Consider the following 25,197-nt stretch of genomic DNA (forward strand, 5'->3'; position numbering starts at 1 on the left):
GTTGCGGCCTGAGCCTCCGGCGGGAGTATTTGGCAAGGAGCAAATCGGGTTCGGCTGGCATGCTTCGGCCCGGGTCTTTGACGGGGCCGGCAGACAGGTGTCGCGCGCGGTGCCGGGGCGCGGGGTTTTTGCCGACCGACCCGCCGGCGCAGCCCTTGCAGCCTTGGGGTCGGATGCCTTTCGCATCGGCGGCGCGGGGCCGGCGCCCGAAGGTGACGGCGTGTTTGAGACACTGACCGGCGGGTCCAGCGGGGCGCCACGCCGCATCATGCGAAGCCAGGCCAGTTGGATCGCCAGTTTCAAGGTGAATGCACAGCTCTTCGGGATCGGGCCGGGGATGCGGGTCGCGGTTCTGGGACGGCTGATCCACTCGCTGGCGCTGTATGGGGCGATTGAGGCGCTGTATCTGGGGGCGGACCTGCACCTGCTGGACGAACTGCGGCCAGATCGCCAAAGGGCGGCGCTGGCGGCGCGGCGCGTGGGGCTGGTCTATGCGACACCTGCGCAACTGCGCCTGCTGGTCGAGGCGGGCGGTCCGGTGCTGCCGGATCTGGCGCAGGTGATCGTCGGCGGCTCAAAGCTGGACATCGGGCTGCGGCGGGCTTTGGCGCAGATGGCGCCGGCGGCGCTGGCGCGCGAGTTCTACGGCGCGGCCGAGGCGAGTTTCATCACCTTGGCCGGGCCGCAGACGCCGGAGGCCTCGGTTGGCGCGGCCTATCCGGGCGTGAACCTGCGGGTGGAGCAGGGCGAGATTTGGGTGAAAAGCCCCTATCTTTTCCAAGGTTACGCCGGGGATGCCGGTTCGGCCCGCTGGACGGATGGCTGGCTGTCGGTGGGGGAGATGGGAGAAATCCGGGATGGCCAGCTTTACCTGTCCGGTCGCGCCGGTCGGATGGTCAAGGTGGCCGATCAGGCGGTTTACCCTGAAGAGATCGAGGCGTTCTTGCTGGCGCAGCCCGGCGTGACCCGTGCTGCCGTCGTGCCGCGCCCCGATGCTCTGAGGGGCCTGCATCTGGTGGCGCATCTGTGCGGGGACCGGACGCAAGAGACGGCCCTGTTGGGTGTACTGCGCGCGCAGTTCGGGCCGTTGAAGGCACCCAAGGCCCTGATCTGGCGCGAGGATTGGCCGATGCTGGCCTCGGGCAAGACCGATCTTGGGGGGTTGGGATGACCTGGATCGTCGCGGCGCGCAGGACGGCTGTGGCGCCGCAGGGCGGAGCCTTCGCCCGCTTGGCGCTGCACGAGATGGCGGCTCCGGTGATCCGCGCCTGTCTGGCCGACGCGGGGCTTGAGCCGCAGGATGTGGACGAGGTGATCTTGTCGAACGCCTTGGGCGGCGGGGGAAATCCCGCGCGAATGGCGGCTTTGGCCGCAGGTCTGCCGGACCGCGTGGCGGGGCTTTCAATTGATCGGCAATGCGCGGGCGGGCTGGACGCCATTGTTCTGGCGCGCGCCTTGGTGGCCAGCGGGGCGGCGCACCTTGTGGTGGCCGGCGGGGCAGAAAGCTTTTCGCGGCGGCCGATCCGCCTTGCCACATCGCTGGATGGCGGGCCTGCGGTGGCCTATGATCGTCCGGCCTTCACGCCGTTTGCGGACCGCGATCCGGACATGCATCAGGCCGCGATGGCCTTGGCGCAGCGTCTGGCGATCAGCCGGGGCCGGATGGACCGCTGGGCGATGGAAAGCCATGCCAAGGCGCTGCAGGGTCGGGCCCGTCTGGCGGACGAGATCACCCCCTTGGCGGGTTTGGCGCAAGATGCCTTCACGCGTGACCTGACCCCGGCTTTGGCGGCCCGGGCCAAGCCTCTTGTTGGAGAGATCACGGCGGCGACGGCGGCGGTGGCGGCCGATGCGGCAGCGTTCGTGATCGTGTCAGATCGACCTATCGGCTGGAACCCGTTGAAAATTCTGGAAGGTGCAACGCTGGGTGCCTTGCCAGAGGAGCCGGGGTTGGCCCCTCTGGCCGCCATCGAGAGGGTGTTGCGCGGCGCAGGGGTCCGTGACCTGACCATGGCCGAGGTGATGGAGGCCTATGCCGCGCAGGTGATCGCCTGTGTCGAGGCGGCGGGGCTGGACCCGGCGATTGTCAATCCGCAGGGGGGCGCCTTGGCGCGGGGCCACCCGATTGGTGCTTCGGGTGCCATTCTGGCGGTCCGGTTGTTTCACGGCTTGGCGCGAGGCAAAGGGCTGGCCGCGATTGCCTCGGCCGGCGGGATAGGGTCAGCCTTGCTGGTGGGACGAGATGGTTGACATCACAAGGACAGGCCGGTCTTCCCCCGGACTTTGCCCCGGCGCCCGCGTGTTCGGCTGCGTCTTCAGGCCCGCGACAGCAGCGCGCCCGGCCGAGCCTGGGCGATGGTTTGAGTCACAAGCGCGGCAAGGACGGCCTTGATCAGGTCTCCGGCAAGGAAGGGGGTGGCCAGAAGGGCCGCCTCGGGCAGCGATTTGCCCAGAGTGATCGCCATGCCGGGAATGCCGAAGGCGTACAGCACCACGATGCCGCCCAGGATCGCTCCGGCGAAAGACGCCACGCCGACACTGACACGCCATTTCTCGACCACCAGACCGGCCACGAAGGCCGCGAAGGGGAAGCCGATCAGATAGCCGGCCGAAGGTCCGACAAACAGACCAATGCCGCCGCGACCACCCGACAGCAATGGCAGGCCCGCGGCCACCAGCACGTCAAACAGCAGCACGGCAAGGAAACCGCGCTTGGCGCCCAGCACGGTACCGCACAGCATGATGCCCAAAGACTGCGCGGTGATCGGTACGCCGCTGATCAGGTCGATCTTGGGGATGAGTCCCAGAAGCGCGATCAGGGCGGCGAAAAGGGCGATGTGGGTGAGGTTGCGTTCCATTGCGGTCTCCATAGGCCGGGGATGGCGCAGTTAGCCCGTACCACCCCGGGCGCGCAAGGCCTCTGCCACGCGATCGGCATCGTCGAGGGCCGCCAGCAGCACCGGCATCAGGATGCGCCAGCCGGGGCGACGCGGGCTGCGCGCACGCCAGGCGGCGGTGATCTGGTCATGGCGCAGCAGCATGACGGGGACAAAGCGCATCATCAGCGCGACCGCCAGCGCCAGCATCCGGGGCGACAACCCAAAGCGGTGGAGCGGGCGGGCAAGACGGGTCAGGACGGCGATGATCTCGGCCAGTTCGGTGGTCATCGTGACGGCATTGGCAAGACCCACGGCGGCCCCCATGCGCATGATCACCGGGATGGCCCCCACGGGTGCGCCAAGCCACAGGTGCCAAACGGCGACCAGACCTGCAAAGGGCCAAAGTGGGCGCAGCATCCGGGCCCATTCCCTTGCAAATCCCGGACCGGCACTGGCCACCAGCGCCACGAGGGTCAGCGCCGCAAGCCCAAGGCCAGCCCCGCTCAGCTGCAAGACAAGCACGGTCCACACACATAGGGCCGCCAACTTGATCCACGCCGCAACCCCATGGGCCCAGGTCCTATGGCTGGAGGTCAGCGTCAGCATCCGCCTCTCCGATCCGGGCCATTTCGGCGGTGAAGGCCTGCAGGACAGGCCCTGCCGCGCCGTCCATCCGCACGCGTCCGGCCTCCAGCCAGATCACCCGGTCGCAGGTGGCCACCGCCTGCGGATCATGGCTGATCGTGATGATCCGCTGCGGCAGGCCGGTCAGCTTGCGGCGCAGACGCAGTTGCGATGGCAAGTCCAGGGCGGCAAAGGGCTCATCCAGCAGCAGCGTGGCAGGTTGCATGGCCAGCACGGACAGCAGGCAAAGGTACTGCCGCTGCCCCTGGCTCAGCGTGTGGGTGGCGGCATGATCCCAAGGCCCGCGCCCCTCGGCCGTCAGAATGGCGCGGGCGGTGGCGCGGGCTTCGGCGGCGCTGTGGCCCATTTGGGTCAGACCAAAGGCCAGCTCCTCGCCTACCGTGGGGAACAAGATCTGGTGGTCGGGGTTCTGGAACAGGATGCCAACCTGCGCCAGCATCGCCTTGCGCTCTCGTGCAGGGTCCAGCCCTGCCACCCGCACCGTGCCAAAGGTCGGTGCCACCAGCCCCGCCATCAGCCGCAAAAGACTGGTCTTGCCCGACCCGTTGCGCCCGACGATGCCAATCCGCGCCTCGGTCAGGTGCAGGTCAAGACCCGACAGGATGACCTTGCCGGCCACAGCAAAGCCCGCTCCATCCAGTTCGATCCCCGGCCCCGCCATTGGCACCCCCATATCCTGTTCGGGCTTTAACGGCTGATCCCCCCGCGGAAAAGCAAAAAGGCGAACCGCGCGGCCCGCCTTTCTCTTCATTCAGGTCCAAATATCCCACGGGGGTGCGGGGGTGTGAAACCCCCGCGGCCAGCCCCGGTCGAGGCCTCAGCCCTTTTGGGCGGCCGCCACCGAGTCTTCCAGAATGGCCATCGCTTCGGCGAAATGCGCATCGGGGATGGTGATGGGGGCCAGGAACCGCACCACGTTGCCGTAAACCCCGCAGGTCAGCAGGATCAGGCCGCGCTTTTGCGCCTCGTTCTTCACGCGGTTGGTGAAGCCCGCGTCTGGTTCGTGGTTGGCGGGGTTGGCGAATTCCACGGCGACCATGAAACCCGGGCCGCGGATGTCGACAATCTCTGGCGTGGTAGAGCGGATCGATTCCAGCTTCTGCTTCAGACGCGAGCCCAGTTCATTGGCGCGGGCGCACAGCTTTTCCTCTTCGATCACGTCCAGCACGGCATGGGCCGCCGCAATCCCGATCGGGTTGCCGCCATAGGTGCCGCCCAGACCGCCGGGGCCTGCGGCGTCCATCAGGCTCGCCTTGCCGGTCAGCGCCGCAATCGGGAAACCGCCGCCAAGACCCTTGGCCATTGTGGTGATGTCGGCCGAGACGCCGTAGCCTTCCATGGCGAACATGTTGCCGGTGCGGGCGAAGCCGGTCTGCACCTCATCGGCGATCATCACGATGCCATGTTCGTCACACAGCGCCCGGATCGCCTTCACCAGATCCGCGGGGGCCGGATAGAAGCCACCCTCGCCCTGAACCGGTTCGAAGATAATGGCCGCGACGCGGGCCGGGTCGAGGTCTGCCTTGAAGAGCTTGGTGATCCCTGCCATCGCATCGGCGGTGGTGATGTTGTGAACCTCTTGCGGGAAGGGCACGTGGAAGACATCCGGCATCATCGCGCCGAAGCCCTTCTTGTAGGGCTCCACCTTGCCGGTCAGGGTCATGCCCATGAAGGTCCGGCCATGGAACGCGCCGCCAAAGGCGATGATCGCCGAACGGCCGGTGGCAAAGCGTGCCACTTTGATCGCGTTTTCAACCGCTTCTGCGCCGGTCGTCACGAACACGGTCTTTTTCGGGAAATCGCCCGGAACGATGGCGTTCAGACGCTCGCCCAGATGGATATAGTTCTCATAGGGCAGGACCTGATGGCAGGTGTGGGTGAACTTGTCCAATTGCGCATGCACGGCCGCCATCACCTTGGGGTGGCGGTGACCGGTGTTGACCACGGCGATGCCTGCCGCGAAGTCGATGTAGCGGTTGCCTTCGATGTCCCAGACTTCCGAGTTCAGGGCCTTGTCGACATAGATTTGCGTTTGCATGCCGACGCCACGGGCAATCGAATCAGTCCGGCGAAGGGCAACGTCAGCGTTTTTCATCGTGTTCTCCAATGCGCCGCAGGGCCTGAGCGGCTTTTGCGCCATTTGATCAAACTTCGCGCCGCCCTTCAATCCCACCAGCGCCCTTTTTCGTTGGGGAATCGACGCATCGGGCAAAGGTTTGGGTGATCCTTCATTCTTCATTAACGATCCTCCGCGCAGTCTGGTGTTCGGAGGCATCGACATGACCTTTAAACCGGAAGACCCCGCTTTGTGGCTGCAACTGATCCGGTCCAGAAGGATCGGGCCGGTGACCTTTCATCGCCTTGTGGCGGAACATGGCGGGGTAGAGGCGGCTTTGACCGCGCTGCCGCAGATCGCCAAGGCCGCCGGGGTGGAGGGGTATGAGATTTGCCCGCTGGGCGTGGTCAAACATGAACTGGCGCAGGGCAGGGCGGCCAAGGCCCGTCTGTTGCTGCGTGGCGGCCCGGGCTATCCGCTTGCTCTGATGGATGTTGACGATGCGCCGCCGGTTCTGTGGGCGCAGGGGGATGTCAGTTTGCTCGCGCGGCCGATGGTGGCGCTGGTCGGCGCGCGCAACGCCTCCTCCTTGGGTCTGCGCATGGCGCGGCGTCTGGCGGAGGCGTTGGGTGCGGCGGGGCAGGTCGTTGTCTCGGGTCTGGCACGCGGAGTTGATGCCGAGGCGCATCAGGCGGCGCTGGCCACCGGAACCGTGGCGGTTCAGGCCGGCGGGGTGGACCTGATCTACCCGGCTGAGAATGCCGATCTGGCCGCGCAAATCCTGGCCAAGGGGTGCCGGGTATCCGAACAAGCTTTGGGGATGGAGCCGCAGACGCGACACTTCCCGCAGCGCAACCGAATCATCTCGGGCCTGGCGCGGGCCGTCGTGGTGGTGGAGGCGGCCGCCAAATCAGGCTCTTTGATCACCGCAGAGACGGCAGTGGAGCAGGGGCGCGAGGTTTTTGCGGTTCCGGGCCACCCGTTTGACGCTAGGGCCGCCGGCTGCAACCGCCTGATCCGCGAGGGGGCCACCCTGCTGCGCGGGCCGCAGGATATCTTCGAGGTGCTGGGGATCGTGGCCAGGCCACTGCCCGATGCGACGCTGCAAGACGTCTTGCCCGATCGCCTGCCCGGCCCCATTCCGCCGCGCCGCCCTTTGGGCGATGTGGCCGCCCTTCACACTTTGATCCTGGCCCGGCTGGGACCCTCGCCGATGGCAGAGGATCAATTGATCCGCGATCTGGCTCTGCCGCCCTCCGCCCTGACCTCGGAGCTGGTGACGCTGGAACTGGAGGGCAAGATCGAACGCCAGTCCGGCGGCCTGATTTCAAGACGATGAGTGTAGGTTGACATTCCTCTCCAATGGCACACATCTTGCCGCGCCATTCGGACCTTGGGTCCTGCTGGCCTTGGTGAAAGGAATTCCATGCCCGTCGTCGTTGTCGAATCTCCGGCTAAAGCCAAGACAATCAACAAATATCTGGGCAGCAACTACACGGTTCTGGCCTCTTACGGCCATGTCCGCGATCTGCCGCCCAAGGATGGGTCGGTCAACCCGGACGACAATTTCGCCATGACCTGGGAGGTTGCGGCGGACAGTCGCAAGCATATCAAGGCCATCACCGACGCCCTGAAGACCGATGACGAACTGATCCTGGCAACCGACCCTGACCGCGAAGGCGAGGCGATTTCCTGGCACTTGACCGAGGCTTTGGCCTCGGTGATCGCCAAGGGCAAGAAGAAGGTCAGCCGCGTCACCTTCAACGCCATCACCAAATCCGCCGTCACCGAAGCCATGGCGCATCCCCGCCAAGTCGACCAGCCGCTGGTCGAAGCCTATCTGGCCCGGCGCGCTTTGGACTATCTTGTGGGTTTCACGCTGTCTCCGGTCCTGTGGCGCAAGCTGCCGGGGGCCAAGTCGGCGGGGCGCGTGCAGTCGGTTTGCCTGCGCCTGATCGTCGAACGCGAGATGGAGATCGAAGCCTTCCATGCCCAGGAATTCTGGAGTGTGACGGCCGTTGTCGCCACGCCGAGGGGGCAGGAATTCGAGGCCCGGCTGACGCTTCTCGGCGGTAAGAAGCTGGATAAATTTGATATTCCTACGGCTGAAGCGGCGGAACTTGCGGTCGCGGCTATCAATAATCGAACATTCAAGGTGGTTTCGGTCGACAAGAAGCCTGCCAGCCGGAACCCCTATCCGCCCTTCATGACCTCGACCCTGCAGCAGGAGGCCAGCCGCAAATATGGCATGGGCGCCAAGGCCTGCATGTCGGCGGCGCAACGTCTGTATGAGGCGGGCTACATCACTTACATGCGGACGGACGGCATCGACATGGCACCCGAAGCGGTGATGTCGGCGCGCGACATGATCAAGTCGACCTTCGGGGCGGCTTACGTGCCGGACTCTCCGCGCATGTACAAGAACAAGGCCAAAAACGCGCAGGAGGCCCATGAATGTATCCGGCCGACGGATATGGCGGCCAGCCCCGAAAAGCTGCGTTTGGCGGAAACCGATCAGCGCCGGCTTTACGACTTGATCTGGAAGCGCACGATTGCCAGCCAGATGGCCGCAGCGCGGATGGAGCGGACAGTGGTCGAAATCGCCTCGCCGGACGGTCAGGTTGGGCTGCGGGCGAATGGTCAGGTCGTGCTGTTTGACGGCTTCCTCAAGGTCTATGACGAGGGCCGCGACGAGGACGGCGACGATGAAGGCCGCCTGCCGCAGATCGACGCCAACGATCCGGTCGAAAAGCGCAAAGTCACGCCGGAACAGCACTTTACCCAAGCTCCGCCGCGTTACACCGAAGCGACTTTGGTCAAGCGGATGGAGGAGTTGGGGATCGGTCGCCCCTCGACCTATGCCTCTGTGATCACAACGATTCAGGACCGCGAATACGTCAAGAAAGACAAGAACCGCCTGATCCCCGAAGACAAGGGGCGGCTGGTGACGGCCTTCCTGACCAACTATTTCCGCCGCTATGTGGAATACGATTTCACCGCCGATCTGGAAACCGAACTCGATGACGTCTCGGCGGGCACACGGACCTTCACCGAGGTTCTGGCCCGCTTCTGGCGCGATTTCAACGCGGCGATTGCGGAAACGGCCGATCTGCGCATTGGCGAGGTGCTGGACAAGATTGATGAATTCCTTGCGCCGCACCTTTACCCGCCACGTGCCGATGGGTCGGACCCGCGCATTTGCCCGACCTGCGGCAAGGGCCGCCTGCACCTGAAGACCGCCCGCTCGGGTGGTGCCTTCATCGGCTGCGGCAACTATCCGGAATGCCGCTACACCCGCCCGATTTCGGGCGCGGAAGAGGGTGGCGCGGTCGATGGCCGGGTGCTGGGCGAGGAGGATGGTCAGCCGATCAGCCTGCGCACCGGGCGCTTCGGGCCCTATGTGCAAAAGGGTGAGGCGACGGAGGAGGCTCCGAAACCGCCGCGTGCCAGCCTGCCCAAGGGTTGGCCGCCGGAAGATCTGACGCTGGACCGCGCCCTGCAACTGCTGCATCTGCCGCGCATCGTCGGCAACCACCCGGAGGATTCCGCCCCGGTGGAGGCCGCGATTGGCCGCTTCGGTCCCTATGTCAAGCACAACTCCACCTACGCCAACCTGCCCGATGTCGAAGAGGTGTTCACCATCGGCATGAACCGCGCGATGGAGGTTCTGGCGCAGAAGCTGGCCGGGCGTCCGGGGCGCGGGGCGGTGGCAGGTCCCTTGAAGGACTTGGGCGAACATCCCGAGGGCGGGGCGATTTCGGTCATGCCGGGGCGTTATGGGCCCTATGTCAAATGGGGCAAGATCAACGCGACGATCCCCAAGGCCGGCGATCCGATGGAATTGACCGTCGAAGAGGCTTTGGGTCTTCTGGCGGAAAAGGCCAGCAAGGCCCCGGCTGCAAAGGCCCCGCGGAAAGCCGCGGCCAAACCGAAAGCGGCGGCGGCAGCCAAGGTTACGCCGGCGAAGGCTGCGGCCAAGCCCAAGGCGGCCGCCAAGCCCAAGACGGCGGCGGCCAAGGCCCCCGCAAAGAAGGTGGTTGCCAAGAAAGGTTAGGAATGGTCCGCAAGCTGTTGATTGCCCTTGGTCTTATGGCGTCTCCGGTCTTTGCGGAACCCTTTGTCCATTCCGGTTACACGCTTGGCTGCAGCGATGCCGGCTGCACGGTGTTTGCGGCGGGGTTTCTGCTGCATGTTGCCAATGACGGGTCCACTCCGGCACGGATCATCGCGCAGCTGGCCAATCTGGCAACGTTGACGGCAGTGAACCTGAAGGGTGATCTGGGGGAATTGGGGGATGCCTCAGCCCCGCTGACCCTGACCGGGTTGAGCGTCAAGAACGGTGATATCTATCAGGACACGCTGCGTGCGGTGCAGGGAACATGGTTGCCCAAGGGCAAGGACCCCGCGACCTTTCTGGTGATCCACGGGCTGGAGTGGCAGGCAATGGCCGGCGCAGAGGGTGGCACCACCTTCCTGATCAGCCCCGGCGCAACCTGCGCCGATGGCACGGCCCCGGGGGGCATGGTGCTGTCGCTTTACGGCATGGGCGGCGATCCCTCGGAAGCGGCCTGCCTGCAGGTCGAGGCGGTCAGCGCAACGGAACTGGACCTGCGCGACGCCAAGGGTGGCGCCGGCAAGACGGTTTACATCCGCAAATGAGCCTTACCCATGGCGTGGGTTGATCAGGCGGCCCATCAGTGAGGCGGCTTTGACCACGCCGATCTTTGCGCCGTTCTGGGTGACCGCCAGTTCGGCGACGCCCTTGGCCATCAGCTCCATCACGGCCTTGACCGGAAGTTCCGCATCGACGGCCGCCGGGGCAGAGGTTTCCCCCGTTTCCATCACATCGCGGGCGGTCAACACGCCAAGTGGGTTCATGTGGGCGACGAAATCGGCCACGTAGTCGGACACCGGATTGGCAATGATCTCCCGCGCGGTGCCGATCTGCACGATGCGGCCGCCCTCCATCAGGGCGATGCGGTTGCCCAGTTTGAAGGCCTCGTCCAGATCGTGGCTGACGAAGATGATCGTGCGTTTCAGCTTGGCTTGCAGATCCAGAAGTTCATCCTGCAGACGGGCGCGGATCAGCGGGTCAAGCGCCGAGAAGGGTTCGTCCATCAAAAGGATCGGTGCCTGTGTGGCGAAAGCCCGCGCCAGGCCGACGCGCTGCTGCATGCCGCCGGACAACTCTCCCACCTTGCGCTCGGCCCATTGTGTCAGGTTCACCAGCGCCAGTTGTTCATCAACCTTCGGTTTGCGGGCGGCGGGGTCGAGGCCCGCAAGTTCCAGCCCAAGCCCGACATTCTCGCGCACAGACCGCCACGGCAGCAGGCCAAACTGTTGAAACACCATGGCAATCCGGGTCAGCCGCAGGTGGCGCAGCGTGTCCTTTTCGGCCTTGGTGACCGATACCATTTTGCTGCCATCTGACACCCGAACCTCGCCACGCACGACCGGGTTCAGGGCATTGACGCCGCGCAGAAGGGTGGATTTGCCAGAGCCTGACAGGCCCATCAGCACAAGGATCTCTCCCTCTGCCACGGTCAGGCTGCAATCGTGGACGCCAAGGATCTGTCCGGTCTGGGCCTGAATGTCAGACCGGCTCATCCCCTGATCCATCAGGGGCAGGGCGAGTTCGGGCTTGTCCCCGAAGACGATGGAGACCTTGTCGAAGACAACGGCGGTCATCACTTCACCTCGCGCTGGAAGATGCTGCGCAAGGCGATGGCGACAACCACGATCACAAAGCCCGATTCGAAGCCTTTGGCGGCATTGACGCTGGCCAGCGCCCGCATCACCGGCACGCCAAGGCCATTGGCGCCGACCATCGAGGCGATGACAACCATCGACAGGGACAGCATGATGGTTTGGTTTAGCCCCACCATGATCTGCGGCAGGGCCCAAGGCAACTCTACCTTCCACAGGCGCTGTGACGGGGTGGCACCGAAGGCCGTGGCGGCCTCCAGCAGGGCGGTGGGGGTGGATGCCACGCCAAGTTCGGTCAGCCGGATCGGGGCGGGCAGCACGAAGATCACGGTGGCGATCAGGCCGGGCACCATGCCGATGCCGAAGAAGATGATCGCGGGGATCAGGTAGACGAAGGTTGGCAGCGTCTGCATCAGGTCCAGCACCGGCGAGATTGCGGCGTTCAGCTTGGCATTGTGGGCGCAGGCGATGCCCACCGGCACCCCGATCGCCATGCAGACCGCGCAGGACGACAGGATCAGCGTCAGGCTCTCGGTGGTTTCCTTCCAGTAGCCTTGGTTGACCACGAACAGGAAGCCAAGGCCCACGCCCACGCAGATCTTCCAGTTGCGCTGCAGGACCCAGGCGAGGGCCACGAAGATCGCGATCAGAACCAAGGGGTTGGGCGCTTGCAACAGCCACAGGAACCCGTTGATCAGCCATTCAAGCGCCACCGAGATGGCGTCGAAAATGGCCGTCATGTTGGTCTTCATCCAGACGAAAACCATATTCGCCCAAGCCCCGATCGGGATCTTGTTTGCCGTCAGCCAATCCATCCTGCCCTCGCCCTTTGGATAGAGAAAGGCCCCGGAACCGCCCGGGGCCTTTGGTCATGATTACTTCAGGGCAGCTTCCACGGCTGCAACGGCGTCTTTGCCGTCCTTGGTGGTGACGCCGTCCAGCCAGGGCTTCCAGGCCGGTTCGTTGGCGGCAAGCCAGGTCTTGGCGGCCACGGCCGGATCGGTGCCGTCATCCAGAATGGCCCCCATGATGGCGTTTTCCATGTCCAGCGAGAAGGTCAGATTGGTCAGGAACTTGCCGGTGTTCGGGCATTCCTTGACATAACCGCCGCGGGTGTTGGTGTAGACGGTCGCCCCGCCAAGGTTGGGACCAAAGAAGTCGTCGCCGCCGGTCAGGTAGGTCATCTTGAAGTTCTTGTTCATCGGATGGGGTTCCCAACCGAGGAAGATGATCGGCTTCTTCTCATTCTCGTCCTTGGCGACCTGCGCCAGCATGCCTTGTTCGCTGCTTTCGACGAGGTCGATCTTGGCATCCTTCAGGCCGAAGGCGTTCTTGTCGATCATGTCGAGGATCAGCTTGTTGCCGTCATTGCCCGCTTCGATGCCGTAGATCTTGCCGTCCAGATCCTTGGCATGGGCGGCGATGTCCTTGAAGTCCTTGATCCCAAGGGCGGCACCGGCTTCGTTGGTGGCCAGCGTGTACTTGGCGCCTTCCAGGTTGGCTTTGACCGAATCAACGGTCTTGGCATCGAGATAGGGTTTGATGTTCGATTCCATCGTCGGCATCCAGTTGCCAAGGAAGACATCGACATCACCCTTGGCGAGGCCTTCGTAGGTGACCGGAACCGACAGGACCTGGGTCTCGGTCTGATAGCCCAAAGCCTGCAGGATCAGGCTGGACACGGCGGTGGTCGAGGTGATGTCGGTCCAGCCAACATCCGAGAAGGTGATCTTGTCGCAGCCCGCCGCATAGGCGGAGCCCGAGAAGGCAAAGGCCACGGCAGTGGCAAGCAAGGCGGACTTGAAGGTCATGGGGGCTCCCCGTTTTTTGTTGATTGACGAGTCAATAAACTTCAAGCTAGCTGCAAAAAGCAAGCGTTTTTCACCGCGCTTTCCCCGAGAGACAGCATGCCGAAGCTAGGAATGGAGCCTATACGGAAAGAAGCGCTCGTCAAAGCCACGATCGTCGAGATCGGGCGGACGGGGTCGCTGGACGTGACGGTCAGCCAGATCGCCAAGCGGGCCGGCATGTCAAGCGCGCTGGCCCACCATTATTTCGGCGGCAAGGAGGATATGTTTCTGGCCGCCATGCGCCACATCATGACGATCTACGGGGCGGAAGTGCGCGGCGCTCTCTGTTTGGCGCAGACCCCGACCGAACGCTTGCAGGCGATCCTTGCGGCCTCTTTCAGCCCGGCCAACTTCCGACGCGAGGCGGTGGGGGCCTGGCTGAACTTCTGGGTTCTGGCGCAGTCGGTGCCAGAGGCCAAACGGCTGCTGGCGGTCTATCAGCGGCGGCTGAAATCGAACCTGATGGCCGGGCTGCGGCCCTTGGCCGGGGCGCGGGCGGAGGCTATCGCAGATGGCCTGGGCGCCCTGATCGACGGACTTTACCTGCGCGAGGTGCTGAAGTCCGGCGCGCCAGATGGGCAGGCAGCCGTGGCCGTGGCAATGGACTATCTGAAGGCGCAATTGGCAAGCGCTGAGACGAAATAACCAACATCGGCAAGACCTTGCGGGGTCTTGAGCAGGGGGGGCTGCGTGGCCCCGGAACGGAAGAGAGGCGTGCCGAAAGGCATGAAACAGGATGCAGGCGGATTATGTGATCATCGGGTCAGGCTCGGCCGGGTCGGCTTTGGCGTACCGTTTGGGCGAGGCGGGTCACCGGGTTCTGGTGATCGAGGCGGGCGGCACCGATGCAGGGCCCTTCATCCAGATGCCTGCCGCCTTGTCCTATCCCATGAACATGGCGCGCTATGACTGGGGCTTTCATTCCGAACCCGAACCGCATCTGGGTGGCCGGGTTCTGGCGACCCCGCGGGGCCGGGTGATCGGCGGGTCCTCCAGCATCAACGGCATGGTCTATGTGCGCGGTCACGCCCGCGATTTCGACACTTGGGAGGCGATGGGGGCGCAGGGCTGGTCCTATGCCGATGTGCTGCCCTATTTCAAGCGCATGGAACATTGGCACGGCGATGAAACGCCCTCTGATTTCCGCGGCACGAACGGCCCGCTGCACATCACGCGCGGCCCGCGCGACAACCCGTTGTTTGACGCCTTCATCGCCTCTGGCAAGGCGGCGGGCTACCACGTCACACAAGATTACAATGGGCAAGCGCAGGAAGGCTTCGGCCCGATGGAGGCGACAATCTGGAAGGGCCGGCGCTGGTCGGCAGCCAATGCCTACCTGAAACCGGCGATGAAGAAGGGCAATGTCGCGGTCTATCGGGCCCTTGCCCGCAAGGTCATGATCGAAAACGGTCGGGCGGTTGGGGTCGAAGTCAGCCGGGGCGACAAGGTCGAGGTGATCCGGGCCGCGCGGGAGGTCATCGTGGCGGCCTCGACCATCAACACGCCGAAGATCCTGATGCACTCTGGCATCGGTCCGGCGGCCCATTTAGCCGAGATGGGGATAGCCGTCGTGGCAGACCGTCCCGGCGTGGGGGCGAACCTTCAGGACCATCTGGAACTTTACCTGCAATTCGCGGCAAGCGAGCCGATAACCCTTTACAAATACTGGAACATCTGGGGAAAGGCCTTGATCGGGGCGCAGTGGATGCTGACCGGCAAGGGGCTCGGCGCGTCAAACCAGTTCGAAAGCTGCGGCTTCATCCGCTCGAAAGCCGGGATCGAATATCCCGACATCCAGTACCACTTCCTGCCCATCGCCGTGCGCTATGACGGCAAGGCCAGCGCCCATGGCCACGGCTTTCAGGTCCACACCGGGCCGATGCGGTCAAGATCACGCGGTGCGGTCACGCTACGCTCTGCCGATCCCTTGGCGCCGCCGAAGATCCTGTTCAACTACATGTCGCAAGACTCCGATTGGGAGGATTTCCGCACCGCGATCCGCCTGACCCGCGAGATCTTTGAACAGGCTCCGCTGGCCCGCTACGTGAAATCCGAGATCCAGCCGGGTGCTGCGGTGCAATCGGATGACGACCTGAACGACTTCATCCGCGCCCATGTCGAAAGCGCCTATCACCCCTGCGGCACGTCGCGGATGGGCCGGCGAGACGATCCGATGGCGGTGGTCGACCCGGAATTGCGGGTGATCGGGGTGGAGGGGCTGCGCGTGGTGGACAGCTCGATCTTCCCGCAGGTGACCAATGGCAACCTCAACGGTCCCTCGATCATGACCGGAGAAAAGGCGGCCGATCACATCCTTGGCAAGGGCATGCTGGCGCGCTCCAATCAGGAACCGTGGATCAACCCGAACTGGCGCACCTCGCAGCGCTGAGGCGCTGCGGTTCAGGCCTGCTCGGCCAGATTGTTGAACATGTTGCGGATGGTCGAGCGGACGCGCGCCGCCCGATCCTCGATCAGACGCGCGGCGAGGCCGTGGCTTTCCAGTTGGCCGATCCACGACAGGCTGCCGGGCTGACCGGCCCGGTTGCTGGGCCGCAGCAGCAGGGTGACCTTGAACCGTCCCGCCACCATATGCGCCGCCTGAATGACCAGATCATCGCCGTCACCCGCCGGGTTGATCTTGACGCTCAAAGTGCCCGCCATGCTCAGGTTGATCGGCCCGACCTTGCGCCGGATCACAAAGGGCACCGTATCGCCCGTCCGTTCGCCGACCTCGCACCCGGCCGGCAACAGATCGCGCAGGGCGGGCGGTGACAGAAGCAACTGCACCACCGCCTCCGGAGGGCATTTCGTCTGGATCATTCCGTCCAATATCATTGCGCGCTCCGCACTGTTCAATAACCCGTGTTAGCCAAGGGCTTTCGGGCGCGCAAGCCTGTGGCCCGTGCGGGCTTACCATTTGTGGAAGATGAAGAAGCCGCCCAGGGCGATGAAGGCAAATCCCACCGCCTGGCTCCAGGTGATCGGTTCCTTCAGGTAGAAGGTGGAAAAGACGGCGAAGACCACCAACGTGATGATCTCTTGAATGCTTTTCAGCTGGGCCGCGTTGAAATAATCGCTGCCGATCCGGTTGGCGGGGACTTGCAGCATGTATTCAAACAGGGCGATGCCCCAGCTGACCAAGATCACCGTGACCAGCGCTGTGCCCTTGAAGCGCAGATGGCCATACCAGGCGAAGGTCATGAAGACATTCGAGCCAATCAGAAGGCCGATGGTGACGACGGGAACCGGCAAAGCGAACATGGGCGATCCTTTCGAAGCTTGGCAAGTCATAGCTGAAGGCGGCGCGAAAGGGCAGGGGGGGGGGCGCGCGGCGGCCCCGGCCGGGGGCCAGCCCCCGGACCCCCGGGATATTTGGGCCGGGTGAATTCGGGAGGGCGGCGTAGAATTGGGTCAGAATGGGGCGGAATCCCATGGCATACCGTCGTGGCAGGTTGTCGCGGCCCTGCGCAACAATTTTGCTTTCCGCTGCGGCGCGGCACATCTATGTTGCGCGAACAGAGTCTGGCGAACAGGCTGATTGATCGGGGAGGGGCGGAACCCATGGATGTTCTGCAGGAACTTGAGACGCGTCGGGAAGCGGCTCGGGCGGGCGGTGGACTGCGGCGGGTGGAGGCGCAGCACGGCAAGGGCAAGCTGACGGCACGCGAGCGGGTGGAATTGCTGCTGGACGAAGGCTCGTTCGAAGAGTTCGACATGTTCGTGGCCCACCGCTGCACCGATTTCGGCATGGAGACCGACCGGCCGGCAGGCGATGGCGTTGTCACCGGCTGGGGTACGGTCAACGGCAGGATGATCTATGTCTTCAGCCAGGATTTCACGGTGTTCGGCGGATCCTTGTCAGAGACGCATGCCAAGAAGATCTGCAAGATCATGGACATGGCCATCCAGAATGGCGCTCCTGTGATCGGGATCAATGATTCCGGCGGGGCGCGGATTCAGGAAGGTGTGGCCTCGCTGGCCGGGTATGCCGAAGTGTTCCAGCGCAACATCATGGCCTCGGGCGTGGTGCCGCAGATCAGCCTGATCATGGGGCCCTGCGCGGGCGGGGCGGTCTACAGCCCGGCGATGACCGACTTCATCTTCATGGTCCGCGACAGTTCCTACATGTTTGTCACCGGCCCGGACGTGGTCAAGACCGTGACGAACGAGGTGGTAACAGCCGAGGAACTGGGCGGCGCTTCGACCCATACCCGGAAATCTTCGGTCGCCGACGGTGCCTATGAAAATGACATCGAGACGCTGGCGGAAACCCGGCGGCTGATCGACTTCCTGCCCTTGAACAACCGTCAGAAGGCACCGGTGCGGCCCTTCTTCGACGATCCGGCCCGGCTGGAGGCCAGTCTTGACACGCTGATCCCGGACAACCCGAACCAGCCCTATGACATGAAGGAACTGATCCTGAAGATCGCCGACGAGGGCGATTTCTTCGAGATCCAGAAGGAGTACGCCGGCAACATCATCACCGGCTTCATCCGCATCGAAGGCCAGTCGGTCGGCGTGGTGGCCAACCAGCCGATGGTGCTGGCCGGATGCCTTGACATCGACGCCTCGCGCAAGGCCGCGCGCTTCGTGCGGTTCTGCGATGCCTTTGAAATTCCGATCCTGACCTTGGTCGACGTGCCGGGCTTCCTGCCGGGTGTGGCGCAGGAACTGGGCGGCGTCATCAAGCACGGCGCAAAACTGCTGTTCGCTTACGGCGAGGCGACGGTGCCCAAGGTGACCGTCATCACCCGCAAGGCCTACGGCGGGGCTTACGACGTGATGGCCTCCAAGCATCTGCGCGGCGATTTCAACTATGCCTGGCCCACGGCGGAAATCGCCGTGATGGGGGCCAAGGGCGCGGTCGAGATCCTGTATCGGTCGGAACTGGGTGACAAGGACAAGATCGCGGCCCGGGTCAAGGACTACGAGGCCCGTTTTGCCAACCCCTTCGTGGCCGCCGAGAAGGGCTTCATCGACGAGGTGATCACCCCCCATGCGACCCGCAAGCGCGTGGCGCGGGCATTTGCCTCGCTCCGGGGCAAGAAACTCGCCAATCCGTGGAAGAAGCACGACAATATCCCGCTGTGATGCCGAAGGTCCCGATGCTGCGCTGGCTTGCCCTTCTTGGCCTGATCCTGCCTCTGCCCCTGTGGGCAGAGGACAGCCTGACCGTGCCCTCCGGGCAGAAGGTCACGCTGATCGAGGCGGTCTCCAACATCCCCGGCAGTGACGGTCTTGCGATCCGCTACCGATTTCTGGCGCCATCCATCGCCCGCGACGGCGGCACCATTGACGGCGACACCGCGGCGACTGATATGGACTGGCTTTGCAACACCTACGCGTTGCCCCGGCTTCCCAAGAACGGCCCGCAACCGGCGGAGATCATCATCTCGATGTCCGACATGAACGTGCCCTTTGGCGAGGATCACCCCGAGGCGACGCAGTTCTTCAACTCGTACAGCATCGATCATGGCAAATGCCAATGGGAGATGTACTGAATGCCCCACACGGTCACCACCAGAAAGGCCCGCACATGCTGAAGCATCGCGGCTTCCCCGGACGTCTTCCGGGCACCGATTTCCAATTCGTCATCCGCCGCGCCAACATGAAGGACGGCGCCACCAAACTGACCAAGCGCGAGCGCTTCCGCGACCGCAAGACTGCCGACAAACGGGCGGACGAAGGCTTCATGGCCGCCCTCTGGCAATATTTCGGCGATGAACCGTTTGAGCGCGGCAATCTTGATGCCGGCCGGCTGTCGTGGCTGTTCGGCCGCGAAGTCGTGCCGGCCGAGGACCCGTTCAACCCGGCCTCCTATGATGCGATGCTGAAGATCGACGTCGCCCGCGCCCGCGCCGCTTTCCCCGAGGTTTTCGCCGAAGGTGCCGCGAATGTCCTTGGCAACGATGCCGACGGGGACTGGTCCGGGGATGCGGACGAATAGGCATGGTTCCGCGCAAGCCCTTGGCATTTTGGCAGAAAGCAGCGCAGCCCCTGCGCCGCGTCGTTTTGCCATTTGAAAGGCAGGCGCAGAAGGCCCACCTTCACCGCAGGGTGGCGGATCGCAGTTCTGCTGCCCCCCTTCGTCAAGACTGTTACCCTTCCCTTCATCTTGGGCCCGATCCGTCATGGGTCGGGCCTCTTTTGCGCAGGGCATGTGCGGAACCTTGCCCATGGCAAAATTCAGTCTTTGCCAACCGGGTGAAAACATCCGATTCTGTTGGAATAAGAAAACCAACACGAGGCAGTTCAACATGTACAAATCCTTTGCCGCTTTGGCCCTTCTCGCCACGCTTGCCGTTTCGGGCTGCATGGAAAGCGGCGTCAACGCCAACTGCACCGCAATGGGCGCGCTGGCCGGCGGTGTCCTTGGCGCTGTCACGCATAACGATGTGGCGCAAAGCGCCGTGGTCGGCGGGGTTGGCGGTGCCATCGCTGGCGACCAGGGCTATTGCCACTGATCATCTGACCCGGTCGCGCCTGCCGCGCGGCCGGACCATCTCGTTCAAGGCCATCCGGGCGCCGTCCCGGGTGGCCTTTTCGTTTGCGCCAGCCCCGGCAGAGGGACGCGCACCAAGGCAAGCCACTCGGGGGAAGACGCCATGTTCACCAAAATCCTGATCGCCAACCGCGGCGAGATCGCCTGCCGGGTGATCAAATCCGCCCGCAAGATGGGCATCAAAACCGTGGCCGTCTATTCCGACGCGGATCGCAACGCCCTGCACGTCAAGATGGCGGATGAGGCTTACCACATCGGGCCGTCCCCCGCCGCCCAAAGCTATATCGTGATCGACAAGATCATGGAGGCCGTCCGCGCGACCGGCGCCCAGGCCGTCCACCCCGGCTATGGCTTCCTGTCCGAAAACCGCGCATTTGCCGCGGCGTTGGAGGCCGAGGGCGTCGTCTTCATCGGCCCGCCGTCCTCGGCCATCGAACAGATGGGCGACAAGATCACCTCGAAGAAGATCGCCCAAGCCGCAGGCGTCTCCACCGTCCCCGGCTACATGGGCATCATCGCCGACGCAGATGAGGCCGTGAAAATCTCCGGCGAAATCGGCTACCCCGTGATGATCAAGGCCTCCGCTGGCGGCGGCGGCAAGGGCATGCGCATCGCATGGGACGCGGCAGAAGCCCGCGAAGGCTTCCAATCCTCCAAGAACGAGGCCGCCGCCTCCTTCGGTGACGACCGCATCTTCATCGAGAAGTTCGTCACCCAACCCCGCCACATCGAAATTCAGGTCCTCGCCGATCAGCACGGCAATGTCCTCTACCTGAACGAGCGCGAATGCTCGATCCAGCGCCGCAACCAGAAGGTTATCGAAGAGGCCCCCTCACCCTTCCTCGACGCCGCCACCCGCAAAGCGATGGGCGAACAGGCCTGCGCTCTGGCCCGCGCGGTCGGCTATACCTCCGCCGGCACCGTGGAATTCATCGTCGACGGCAACCGCAACTTCTACTTCCTCGAAATGAACACCCGCCTGCAGGTCGAACATCCGGTCACCGAACTGATCACTGGCATCGACCTCGTCGAGCAAATGATCCGCGTCGCCAACGGCGAGCCTTTGCCCTTCGCCCAATCCGACATCAAGATCCACGGCTGGGCGATGGAAAGCCGCCTGTATGCCGAAGACCCCTACCGCAAGTTCCTCCCCTCCATCGGTCGCCTGACCCGCTACCGCCCGCCCGTCGAGGGCGCCACAGACCGCGGCGGCATCGTCCGCAATGACACCGGCGTCTTCGAAGGCGGCGAAATTTCGATGTTCTACGACCCCATGATCGCCAAACTCTGCACCTGGGGCCCGACCCGCTCCGCCGCCATCGAGGAAATGCGTTTGGCGCTGGACACGTTCGAGGTTGAAGGCATCGGCCACAACCTGCCCTTCGTCGCCGCCGTCATGGACCACCCCCGCTTCACCTCCGGCAACATCACCACCGCCTTCATCGCCGAAGAATATCCCGACGGCTTCAAGGGCGCGACGCTCGACGCCGACCTGATCCGCCGCGTCGCAGCCAGCGCCGCCGCCATGAACCGCGTCGCCGAAATCCGCCGCACCCGCATCTCTGGCACGATGGACAACCACAAGCGCAAGGTCGGCGACCAGTGGGTCGTCAACATCCAGGGCGAACAAATCCCCCTGACCATCGCCGCCGACCACGAAGGCTCCACCATTGCCTTCGAAGACGGCCCCCCGCTCCGCGTCACCTCCGACTGGCAGCCCGGCCAAGCCCTCGTCCGGCTGACAGTCGACGGTCACCCCCTCGTCATGAAGGTCGCCAAAATCCCGATGGGCTTCCGCCTCCGCCTGCGCGGCGCTGACCTGAAAGTCCTCGTCCGCACCCCCCGCGCCGCCGAACTGGCGCTGCACATGCTGGAAAAGGCGCCGCCGGATACTTCGAAATACCTCCTCTGCCCGATGCCGGGCCTTCTGGTCAAACTCGCCGTCGAAGAGGGCGACGAGGTGCAGGAAGGCCAGACCCTCGCCACAGTGGAGGCGATGAAGATGGAAAACATCCTCAAGGCCACCCGCGCCGGCACCGTCAAGAAGATCAAGGCCCAAGCCGGGGCGAGCCTGAAAGTCGACGACATCATAATGGAGTTCGCATAATGGCACGGATCGACCAACTTAATTTGCGTGACGCACACCGGCCTACCCAGCACGCTGAGGTCGAGGCCACGTATCATGTGTTTGAAGTGAATGGAGAAACCATTCTTCAAATCGACACATATGGGACAGCAGGTCGACAAGTTCCGGGGAAGACAAGTCAGTCAATCCAGTTCGGTTCCGAGGGGCTCGCGGAACTTCGTCGGGTTCTGGCGACTTTGAAGTAACCTCGCCTGACAACTTCATCTAGGCCCAAATATCCCACGGGGGTCCGGGGGTGTGAAACCCCCGGCTCTCCGCTCGCCAAAAGGACAAAACCATGACCACCCGCGCCGACTGGGAAGCCCTCGCCACCAAGGACCTCAAGGGCAAATCGCCCGACACGCTCACCTGGGCGACGCTGGAGGGTATCCCTGTCAAGCCGCTCTACACCGCTGAAGACACCGCCAACCTGCCCCACATGGGCGGCTTTCCCGGGCTGCAACCTTTCACCCGCGGCGTGCGCGCCACGATGTACGCCGGCCGTCCCTGGACGATCCGCCAATATGCCGGCTTCTCGACGGCCGAGGCCTCCAACGACTTCTACCGCAAGGCCCTCGCCGCAGGCCAACAGGGCGTCTCGGTCGCCTTCGACCTCGCCACGCACCGCGGCTACGATTCCGACCACCCCCGCGTCATCGGTGATGTCGGCAAAGCCGGCGTCGCCATCGACTCGGTCGAGGACATGAAGATCCTGTTCGACGGCATCCCGCTCGACAAAGTCAGCGTTTCCATGACGATGAACGGCGCGGTGATCCCGATCCTCGCCTCCTTCATCGTGGCAGGCGAAGAACAGGGCGTCCCGCGCAAGGCGCTCTCTGGCACCATCCAGAACGACATCCTCAAAGAATTCATGGTGCGCAACACCTACATCTACCCGCCCGAGCCCTCGATGCGCATCGTGGCCGATATCATCGACTACACCGCGCGCGAGATGCCGAAGTTCAACTCCATCTCGATCTCCGGCTACCACATGCAGGAAGCCGGCGCGAACCTCGTCCAGGAACTCGGCTTCACCCTCGCCGACGGCCGCGAATATGTCCGCACAGCCCTCGCACGCGGCATGAACGTCGACGATTTCGCCCCCCGCCTGTCTTTCTTCTTCGCCATCGGCATGAACTTCTTCATGGAGGCCGCCAAACTCCGTGCCGCGCGCCTCCTATGGCACCGCATCATGTCCGACTTCGGCGCGAAAAAGCCCGAGAGCTTGATGCTGCGCACCCACTGCCAGACCTCCGGCGTCAGCCTCCAAGAAAAGGACCCCTACAACAACGTCATCCGCACCGCTTACGAGGCCATGTCTGCCGTCCTCGGCGGCACCCAATCCCTCCACACCAACTCCTTTGACGAAGCGATGGCGCTGCCCACCGAAGCCTCCGCCAGAATCGCCCGCAACACCCAGCTGATCCTGCAAGAAGAAACCGGCATCACCCATGTCGCCGACCCCCTCGCCGGCAGCTACTACGTTGAAACCCTCACCGCCCAACTGGCCGAAGAGGCGTGGAAACTGATCGAGGAGGTCGAATCCCTCGGCGGCATGACCAAAGCCGTGGCCTCGGGTATGCCCAAACTCCGCATCGAAGACTCCGCCGCCCGCCGTCAGGCCCTGATCGACCGCGGCACCGACGTCATCGTCGGCGTCAACAAATACCAGCCCGAAACCGACCACCCCGTCGACATCCTTAGTATCGACAACATCGCCGTCCGCGATAGCCAGATTGCCCGCCTGCACGCCACCCGCGCCGCCCGCAACGAAGCCGCAGCCCAAGCCGCCCTTGCGGCCTTGGAACAAGCCGCTCGCTCCAATGGCAACCTCCTTGAACATGCCGTCACCGCCGCCCGCGCCCGCGCCACCGTTGGGGAAATCTCCACCGCCATGGAAAACGTCTTCGGCCGCCACCGCGCGGAAGTCAAAACCCTCGCCGGCGTCTACGGCGCAGCCTATGACGGCGACCAAGGCTTCGAGGCGATCCAGGCAGACATCAAGGCCTTCGAACAGGAAGAAGGCCGCCGCCCCCGCATGCTGGTCGTCAAGATGGGACAAGACGGCCACGACCGTGGCGCCAAGGTCATCGCCACCGCCTTCGCCGACATGGGCTTTGACGTCGACATGGGCCCGCTGTTCCAAACGCCCGAGGAAGCCGCGCAAGACGCCATCGACAACGACGTCCATGTCATCGGCATCTCCTCCCAAGCCGCTGGCCACATGACCCTCGCCCCCAAACTGATCGAGGCGCTGGCAGCCAAGGGCGCAAACGACATCCTCGTCATCTGCGGCGGCGTCATCCCGGCGCAGGACTACGACTTCCTGAAATCCAAAGGCGTCAAAGCCATCTTCGGCCCCGGCACCAACATCCCCAAAGCCGCCGCCGATATCCTCGCCCTGATCCGCGCCGGACGCTGATCCCCCCGCACCCCCCAATTGCTCCTTTGGAAATACTCCACGGGGGTCTGGGGGTGTGAAACCCCCAGCCGCCAGCCGAAAGCAAAAGGCCCGCCATGAAGGCGGGCCTTTTCAATTCCGGAGTGCGGCAGCCTCAGGGAGGAGGTTGAGGCTGCCGCTGGTCCGAGAGCCCGAGGGAGGAGGAGAGGGCCCGCGTACATCGTTGGGGCCAAAGCCCCGAATTCCGCGACGACACCGGGAGGAGGAGGGTGTCGCCGCAATCACCTGGCCCAGGGAGGAGATTGGGCGCGGGCTATCTCTGGGACCAGAGGTCCCGAATAAGGGTGCGGCAACCTCGGGGAGGAGGTCGAGGTTGCCGCTGGTCCGGGGGCCCGAGGGAGGAGGAAAGGGCCCACGTACACCGTTGAAGCGCTGATCACATGCCGCGCTTCGAAAAGACGCGACGGTGCCCGGGGAGGAGACGGGACGCCGCCGCTTTTGCCATCACCCGGGGAGGAGATCGGGATCCAGCGAAATTTTGTGGCGGCAACCTCGGGGAGGAGGTCGAAGTTGCCGCCGGTCCGGTGACCCATGGGAGGAGGAGAGGGTCAGCGAAGTCTGTCCTGTTCAGGACCGTGTAGAAAAGCGACGACACCAGGGAGGAGGACAGTGTCGCCGCACTTAACCAAAGACCTGCAGGGAGGAGGATTGCAGGTCAGGGCCAAGATTAAACGTTGTACGCAGCCTCTTTGGCCACTTGCGCAATGGTCGACCGGCTCAGACCCAGATCGGACAGATCACGGTCAGACAGGTGGTTCAGTTCAAACAGCGTCTGATTGTAGACGCGGCGGCGTTCGATCAGGTCGCCGACCACTTTCACCACAGCGGCGAAACGATCATAAAAGCTCACCTGAGCCGAGCGGGAAGAATTCACATATGCCATCACAAGCCTCACATTTTGTCCTTGGCGCCGGTCTTACCTGTCGTCGTTCCGTCAGGTCCGTCGCTGTTAGGGCAAACATGAGGCAATTGC

General features: G+C 64.0%; 23 protein-coding genes. 13 read left to right on the forward strand and 10 right to left on the reverse strand.

The annotated features are described in order from the left end of the window. Positions 1-97 precede the first annotated feature (97 nt). Positions 98-1,171 (forward strand): AMP-binding protein, encoded by a 1,074-nt coding sequence (locus AC1Y2B_RS16175; RefSeq protein ID WP_482254145.1) that lies wholly within the window; start codon positions 98-100, stop codon positions 1,169-1,171. Beyond that, complete coding sequence (locus AC1Y2B_RS16180; protein WP_482254146.1) at positions 1,168-2,250, forward strand: thiolase family protein; 1,083 nt, start codon at positions 1,168-1,170, stop codon at positions 2,248-2,250. The genes AC1Y2B_RS16175 and AC1Y2B_RS16180 overlap by 4 nt, the downstream gene beginning before the upstream one ends. A gap of 65 nt (positions 2,251-2,315) precedes the next feature. Here the strand turns inward: AC1Y2B_RS16180 and AC1Y2B_RS16185 are convergent, their stop codons facing one another. From AC1Y2B_RS16185 to AC1Y2B_RS16200, 4 genes are all read right to left on the reverse strand, one after another. Beyond that, positions 2,316-2,858: a biotin transporter BioY gene (locus AC1Y2B_RS16185; protein ID WP_482254147.1), complete on the reverse strand. Its 543-nt coding sequence runs from the start codon at positions 2,856-2,858 to the stop codon at positions 2,316-2,318. 30 nt (positions 2,859-2,888) lie between these two features. After that, entirely contained in the window at positions 2,889-3,485 is a 597-nt protein-coding gene (locus AC1Y2B_RS16190) for an energy-coupling factor transporter transmembrane component T family protein (protein ID WP_482254148.1), read from the reverse strand. Then, complete coding sequence (locus AC1Y2B_RS16195) at positions 3,460-4,185, reverse strand: energy-coupling factor ABC transporter ATP-binding protein (RefSeq protein ID WP_482254149.1); 726 nt, start codon at positions 4,183-4,185, stop codon at positions 3,460-3,462. Before AC1Y2B_RS16195 ends, AC1Y2B_RS16190 begins: the two co-directional genes overlap by 26 nt. 156 nt (positions 4,186-4,341) lie before the next feature. After that, complete coding sequence (locus AC1Y2B_RS16200; RefSeq protein WP_482254150.1) at positions 4,342-5,619, reverse strand: 4-aminobutyrate--2-oxoglutarate transaminase; 1,278 nt, start codon at positions 5,617-5,619, stop codon at positions 4,342-4,344. Between the two features lie 184 nt (positions 5,620-5,803). Here AC1Y2B_RS16200 and dprA point away from each other — a divergent pair, with 184 nt between their 5' ends. The 3 genes from dprA to AC1Y2B_RS16215 all read left to right on the forward strand — a co-directional run bounded on the left by dprA (position 5,804) and on the right by AC1Y2B_RS16215 (position 10,239). Further along, the gene (gene dprA, locus AC1Y2B_RS16205) at positions 5,804-6,919 is read left to right on the forward strand and encodes a DNA-processing protein DprA (RefSeq protein ID WP_482254151.1); all 1,116 of its coding nucleotides are present in this window, start codon (positions 5,804-5,806) and stop codon (positions 6,917-6,919) included. A gap of 87 nt (positions 6,920-7,006) precedes the next feature. Next, positions 7,007-9,634: a type I DNA topoisomerase gene (gene topA / locus AC1Y2B_RS16210; RefSeq protein WP_482254152.1), complete on the forward strand. Its 2,628-nt coding sequence runs from the start codon at positions 7,007-7,009 to the stop codon at positions 9,632-9,634. A gap of 2 nt (positions 9,635-9,636) precedes the next feature. Further along, positions 9,637-10,239, forward strand: coding sequence for a hypothetical protein (locus AC1Y2B_RS16215; protein WP_482254153.1), 603 nt, complete (start codon positions 9,637-9,639; stop codon positions 10,237-10,239). 3 nt (positions 10,240-10,242) lie between these two features. Here the strand turns inward: AC1Y2B_RS16215 and choV are convergent, their stop codons facing one another. The 3 genes from choV to choX are packed head-to-tail and all read right to left on the reverse strand — an operon-like array spanning position 10,243 to position 13,097. Continuing rightward, complete coding sequence (choV, locus tag AC1Y2B_RS16220) at positions 10,243-11,268, reverse strand: choline ABC transporter ATP-binding protein (protein WP_482254154.1); 1,026 nt, start codon at positions 11,266-11,268, stop codon at positions 10,243-10,245. Then, positions 11,268-12,101, reverse strand: coding sequence for a choline ABC transporter permease subunit (choW, locus tag AC1Y2B_RS16225; RefSeq protein ID WP_482254155.1), 834 nt, complete (start codon positions 12,099-12,101; stop codon positions 11,268-11,270). The genes choV and choW overlap by 1 nt, the downstream gene beginning before the upstream one ends. A gap of 60 nt (positions 12,102-12,161) precedes the next feature. After that, complete coding sequence (gene choX / locus AC1Y2B_RS16230; RefSeq protein ID WP_482254156.1) at positions 12,162-13,097, reverse strand: choline ABC transporter substrate-binding protein; 936 nt, start codon at positions 13,095-13,097, stop codon at positions 12,162-12,164. 96 nt (positions 13,098-13,193) lie between these two features. Between choX and betI the strand changes: the two genes are divergently transcribed. Further along, a complete protein-coding gene (gene betI, locus AC1Y2B_RS16235) occupies positions 13,194-13,781 on the forward strand; it encodes a transcriptional regulator BetI (RefSeq protein ID WP_482254157.1) in 588 nt (195 codons plus the stop codon). Between the two features lie 91 nt (positions 13,782-13,872). Beyond that, positions 13,873-15,525, forward strand: a complete 1,653-nt coding sequence (gene betA, locus AC1Y2B_RS16240) for a choline dehydrogenase (RefSeq protein ID WP_482254158.1) — start codon at positions 13,873-13,875, stop codon at positions 15,523-15,525. An 11-nt stretch (positions 15,526-15,536) separates the two neighbouring features. Here the strand turns inward: betA and AC1Y2B_RS16245 are convergent, their stop codons facing one another. Together AC1Y2B_RS16245 and AC1Y2B_RS16250 are read right to left on the reverse strand one after the other, a co-directional pair. Beyond that, positions 15,537-15,971 carry an SRPBCC domain-containing protein gene (locus AC1Y2B_RS16245; protein ID WP_482254159.1) on the reverse strand — a complete coding sequence of 145 codons (435 nt, stop codon included), beginning with the start codon at positions 15,969-15,971 and terminating at the stop codon, positions 15,537-15,539. A 75-nt stretch (positions 15,972-16,046) separates the two neighbouring features. Continuing rightward, positions 16,047-16,397, reverse strand: a complete 351-nt coding sequence (locus AC1Y2B_RS16250; protein WP_482254160.1) for a DMT family protein — start codon at positions 16,395-16,397, stop codon at positions 16,047-16,049. Between the two features lie 300 nt (positions 16,398-16,697). On the opposite strand from AC1Y2B_RS16250, the gene AC1Y2B_RS16255 reads away from it, so the two are divergent. The 6 genes from AC1Y2B_RS16255 to scpA all read left to right on the forward strand — a co-directional run bounded on the left by AC1Y2B_RS16255 (position 16,698) and on the right by scpA (position 24,185). Then, positions 16,698-18,227, forward strand: coding sequence for an acyl-CoA carboxylase subunit beta (locus AC1Y2B_RS16255; RefSeq protein ID WP_482254161.1), 1,530 nt, complete (start codon positions 16,698-16,700; stop codon positions 18,225-18,227). Between the two features lie 14 nt (positions 18,228-18,241). Then, positions 18,242-18,637, forward strand: a complete 396-nt coding sequence (locus AC1Y2B_RS16260; protein WP_482254162.1) for a DUF6497 family protein — start codon at positions 18,242-18,244, stop codon at positions 18,635-18,637. 35 nt (positions 18,638-18,672) lie between these two features. Then, positions 18,673-19,083: a hypothetical protein gene (locus AC1Y2B_RS16265; protein WP_482254163.1), complete on the forward strand. Its 411-nt coding sequence runs from the start codon at positions 18,673-18,675 to the stop codon at positions 19,081-19,083. Positions 19,084-19,393: 310 nt separating this feature from the next. Continuing rightward, positions 19,394-19,600, forward strand: coding sequence for a hypothetical protein (locus tag AC1Y2B_RS16270; protein WP_482254164.1), 207 nt, complete (start codon positions 19,394-19,396; stop codon positions 19,598-19,600). A gap of 141 nt (positions 19,601-19,741) precedes the next feature. Then, the gene (locus AC1Y2B_RS16275; protein ID WP_482254165.1) at positions 19,742-21,745 is read left to right on the forward strand and encodes an acetyl-CoA carboxylase biotin carboxylase subunit; all 2,004 of its coding nucleotides are present in this window, start codon (positions 19,742-19,744) and stop codon (positions 21,743-21,745) included. A 316-nt stretch (positions 21,746-22,061) separates the two neighbouring features. Continuing rightward, on the forward strand, positions 22,062-24,185 hold the full coding sequence (gene scpA / locus AC1Y2B_RS16280; protein ID WP_482254166.1) for a methylmalonyl-CoA mutase: 2,124 nt from the start codon (positions 22,062-22,064) through the stop codon (positions 24,183-24,185). A 706-nt stretch (positions 24,186-24,891) separates the two neighbouring features. Here the strand turns inward: scpA and AC1Y2B_RS16285 are convergent. Beyond that, the gene (locus AC1Y2B_RS16285) at positions 24,892-25,107 is read right to left on the reverse strand and encodes a DUF1127 domain-containing protein (protein WP_482254167.1); all 216 of its coding nucleotides are present in this window, start codon (positions 25,105-25,107) and stop codon (positions 24,892-24,894) included. Positions 25,108-25,197: the final 90 nt, after the last annotated feature.

The sequence above is a fragment of the Stagnihabitans sp. genome (assembly GCF_964946895.1).

Bases quoted from the DNA above. Each gene is read 5' to 3' on its own strand.
- choX (WP_482254156.1), bottom strand. From the start codon at position 13,097: ATGACCTTCAAGTCCGCCTTGCTTGCCACTGCCGTGGCCTTTGCCTTC.
- AC1Y2B_RS16265 (WP_482254163.1), top strand. From the start codon at position 18,673: ATGCTGAAGCATCGCGGCTTCCCCGGACGTCTTCCGGGCACCGATTTC.
- AC1Y2B_RS16275 (WP_482254165.1), top strand. From the start codon at position 19,742: ATGTTCACCAAAATCCTGATCGCCAACCGCGGCGAGATCGCCTGCCGG.
- AC1Y2B_RS16245 (WP_482254159.1), bottom strand. From the start codon at position 15,971: ATGATATTGGACGGAATGATCCAGACGAAATGCCCTCCGGAGGCGGTG.
- betA (WP_482254158.1), top strand. From the start codon at position 13,873: ATGCAGGCGGATTATGTGATCATCGGGTCAGGCTCGGCCGGGTCGGCT.
- AC1Y2B_RS16195 (WP_482254149.1), bottom strand. From the start codon at position 4,185: ATGGCGGGGCCGGGGATCGAACTGGATGGAGCGGGCTTTGCTGTGGCC.
- betI (WP_482254157.1), top strand. From the start codon at position 13,194: ATGCCGAAGCTAGGAATGGAGCCTATACGGAAAGAAGCGCTCGTCAAA.
- dprA (WP_482254151.1), top strand. From the start codon at position 5,804: ATGACCTTTAAACCGGAAGACCCCGCTTTGTGGCTGCAACTGATCCGG.
- choV (WP_482254154.1), bottom strand. From the start codon at position 11,268: ATGACCGCCGTTGTCTTCGACAAGGTCTCCATCGTCTTCGGGGACAAG.
- AC1Y2B_RS16200 (WP_482254150.1), bottom strand. From the start codon at position 5,619: ATGAAAAACGCTGACGTTGCCCTTCGCCGGACTGATTCGATTGCCCGT.
- AC1Y2B_RS16185 (WP_482254147.1), bottom strand. From the start codon at position 2,858: ATGGAACGCAACCTCACCCACATCGCCCTTTTCGCCGCCCTGATCGCG.
- AC1Y2B_RS16255 (WP_482254161.1), top strand. From the start codon at position 16,698: ATGGATGTTCTGCAGGAACTTGAGACGCGTCGGGAAGCGGCTCGGGCG.
- AC1Y2B_RS16215 (WP_482254153.1), top strand. From the start codon at position 9,637: ATGGTCCGCAAGCTGTTGATTGCCCTTGGTCTTATGGCGTCTCCGGTC.
- AC1Y2B_RS16285 (WP_482254167.1), bottom strand. From the start codon at position 25,107: ATGGCATATGTGAATTCTTCCCGCTCGGCTCAGGTGAGCTTTTATGAT.
- choW (WP_482254155.1), bottom strand. From the start codon at position 12,101: ATGGATTGGCTGACGGCAAACAAGATCCCGATCGGGGCTTGGGCGAAT.
- AC1Y2B_RS16250 (WP_482254160.1), bottom strand. From the start codon at position 16,397: ATGTTCGCTTTGCCGGTTCCCGTCGTCACCATCGGCCTTCTGATTGGC.
- AC1Y2B_RS16270 (WP_482254164.1), top strand. From the start codon at position 19,394: ATGTACAAATCCTTTGCCGCTTTGGCCCTTCTCGCCACGCTTGCCGTT.
- AC1Y2B_RS16260 (WP_482254162.1), top strand. From the start codon at position 18,242: ATGCTGCGCTGGCTTGCCCTTCTTGGCCTGATCCTGCCTCTGCCCCTG.
- scpA (WP_482254166.1), top strand. From the start codon at position 22,062: ATGACCACCCGCGCCGACTGGGAAGCCCTCGCCACCAAGGACCTCAAG.
- AC1Y2B_RS16190 (WP_482254148.1), bottom strand. From the start codon at position 3,485: ATGCTGACGCTGACCTCCAGCCATAGGACCTGGGCCCATGGGGTTGCG.
- AC1Y2B_RS16180 (WP_482254146.1), top strand. From the start codon at position 1,168: ATGACCTGGATCGTCGCGGCGCGCAGGACGGCTGTGGCGCCGCAGGGC.
- topA (WP_482254152.1), top strand. From the start codon at position 7,007: ATGCCCGTCGTCGTTGTCGAATCTCCGGCTAAAGCCAAGACAATCAAC.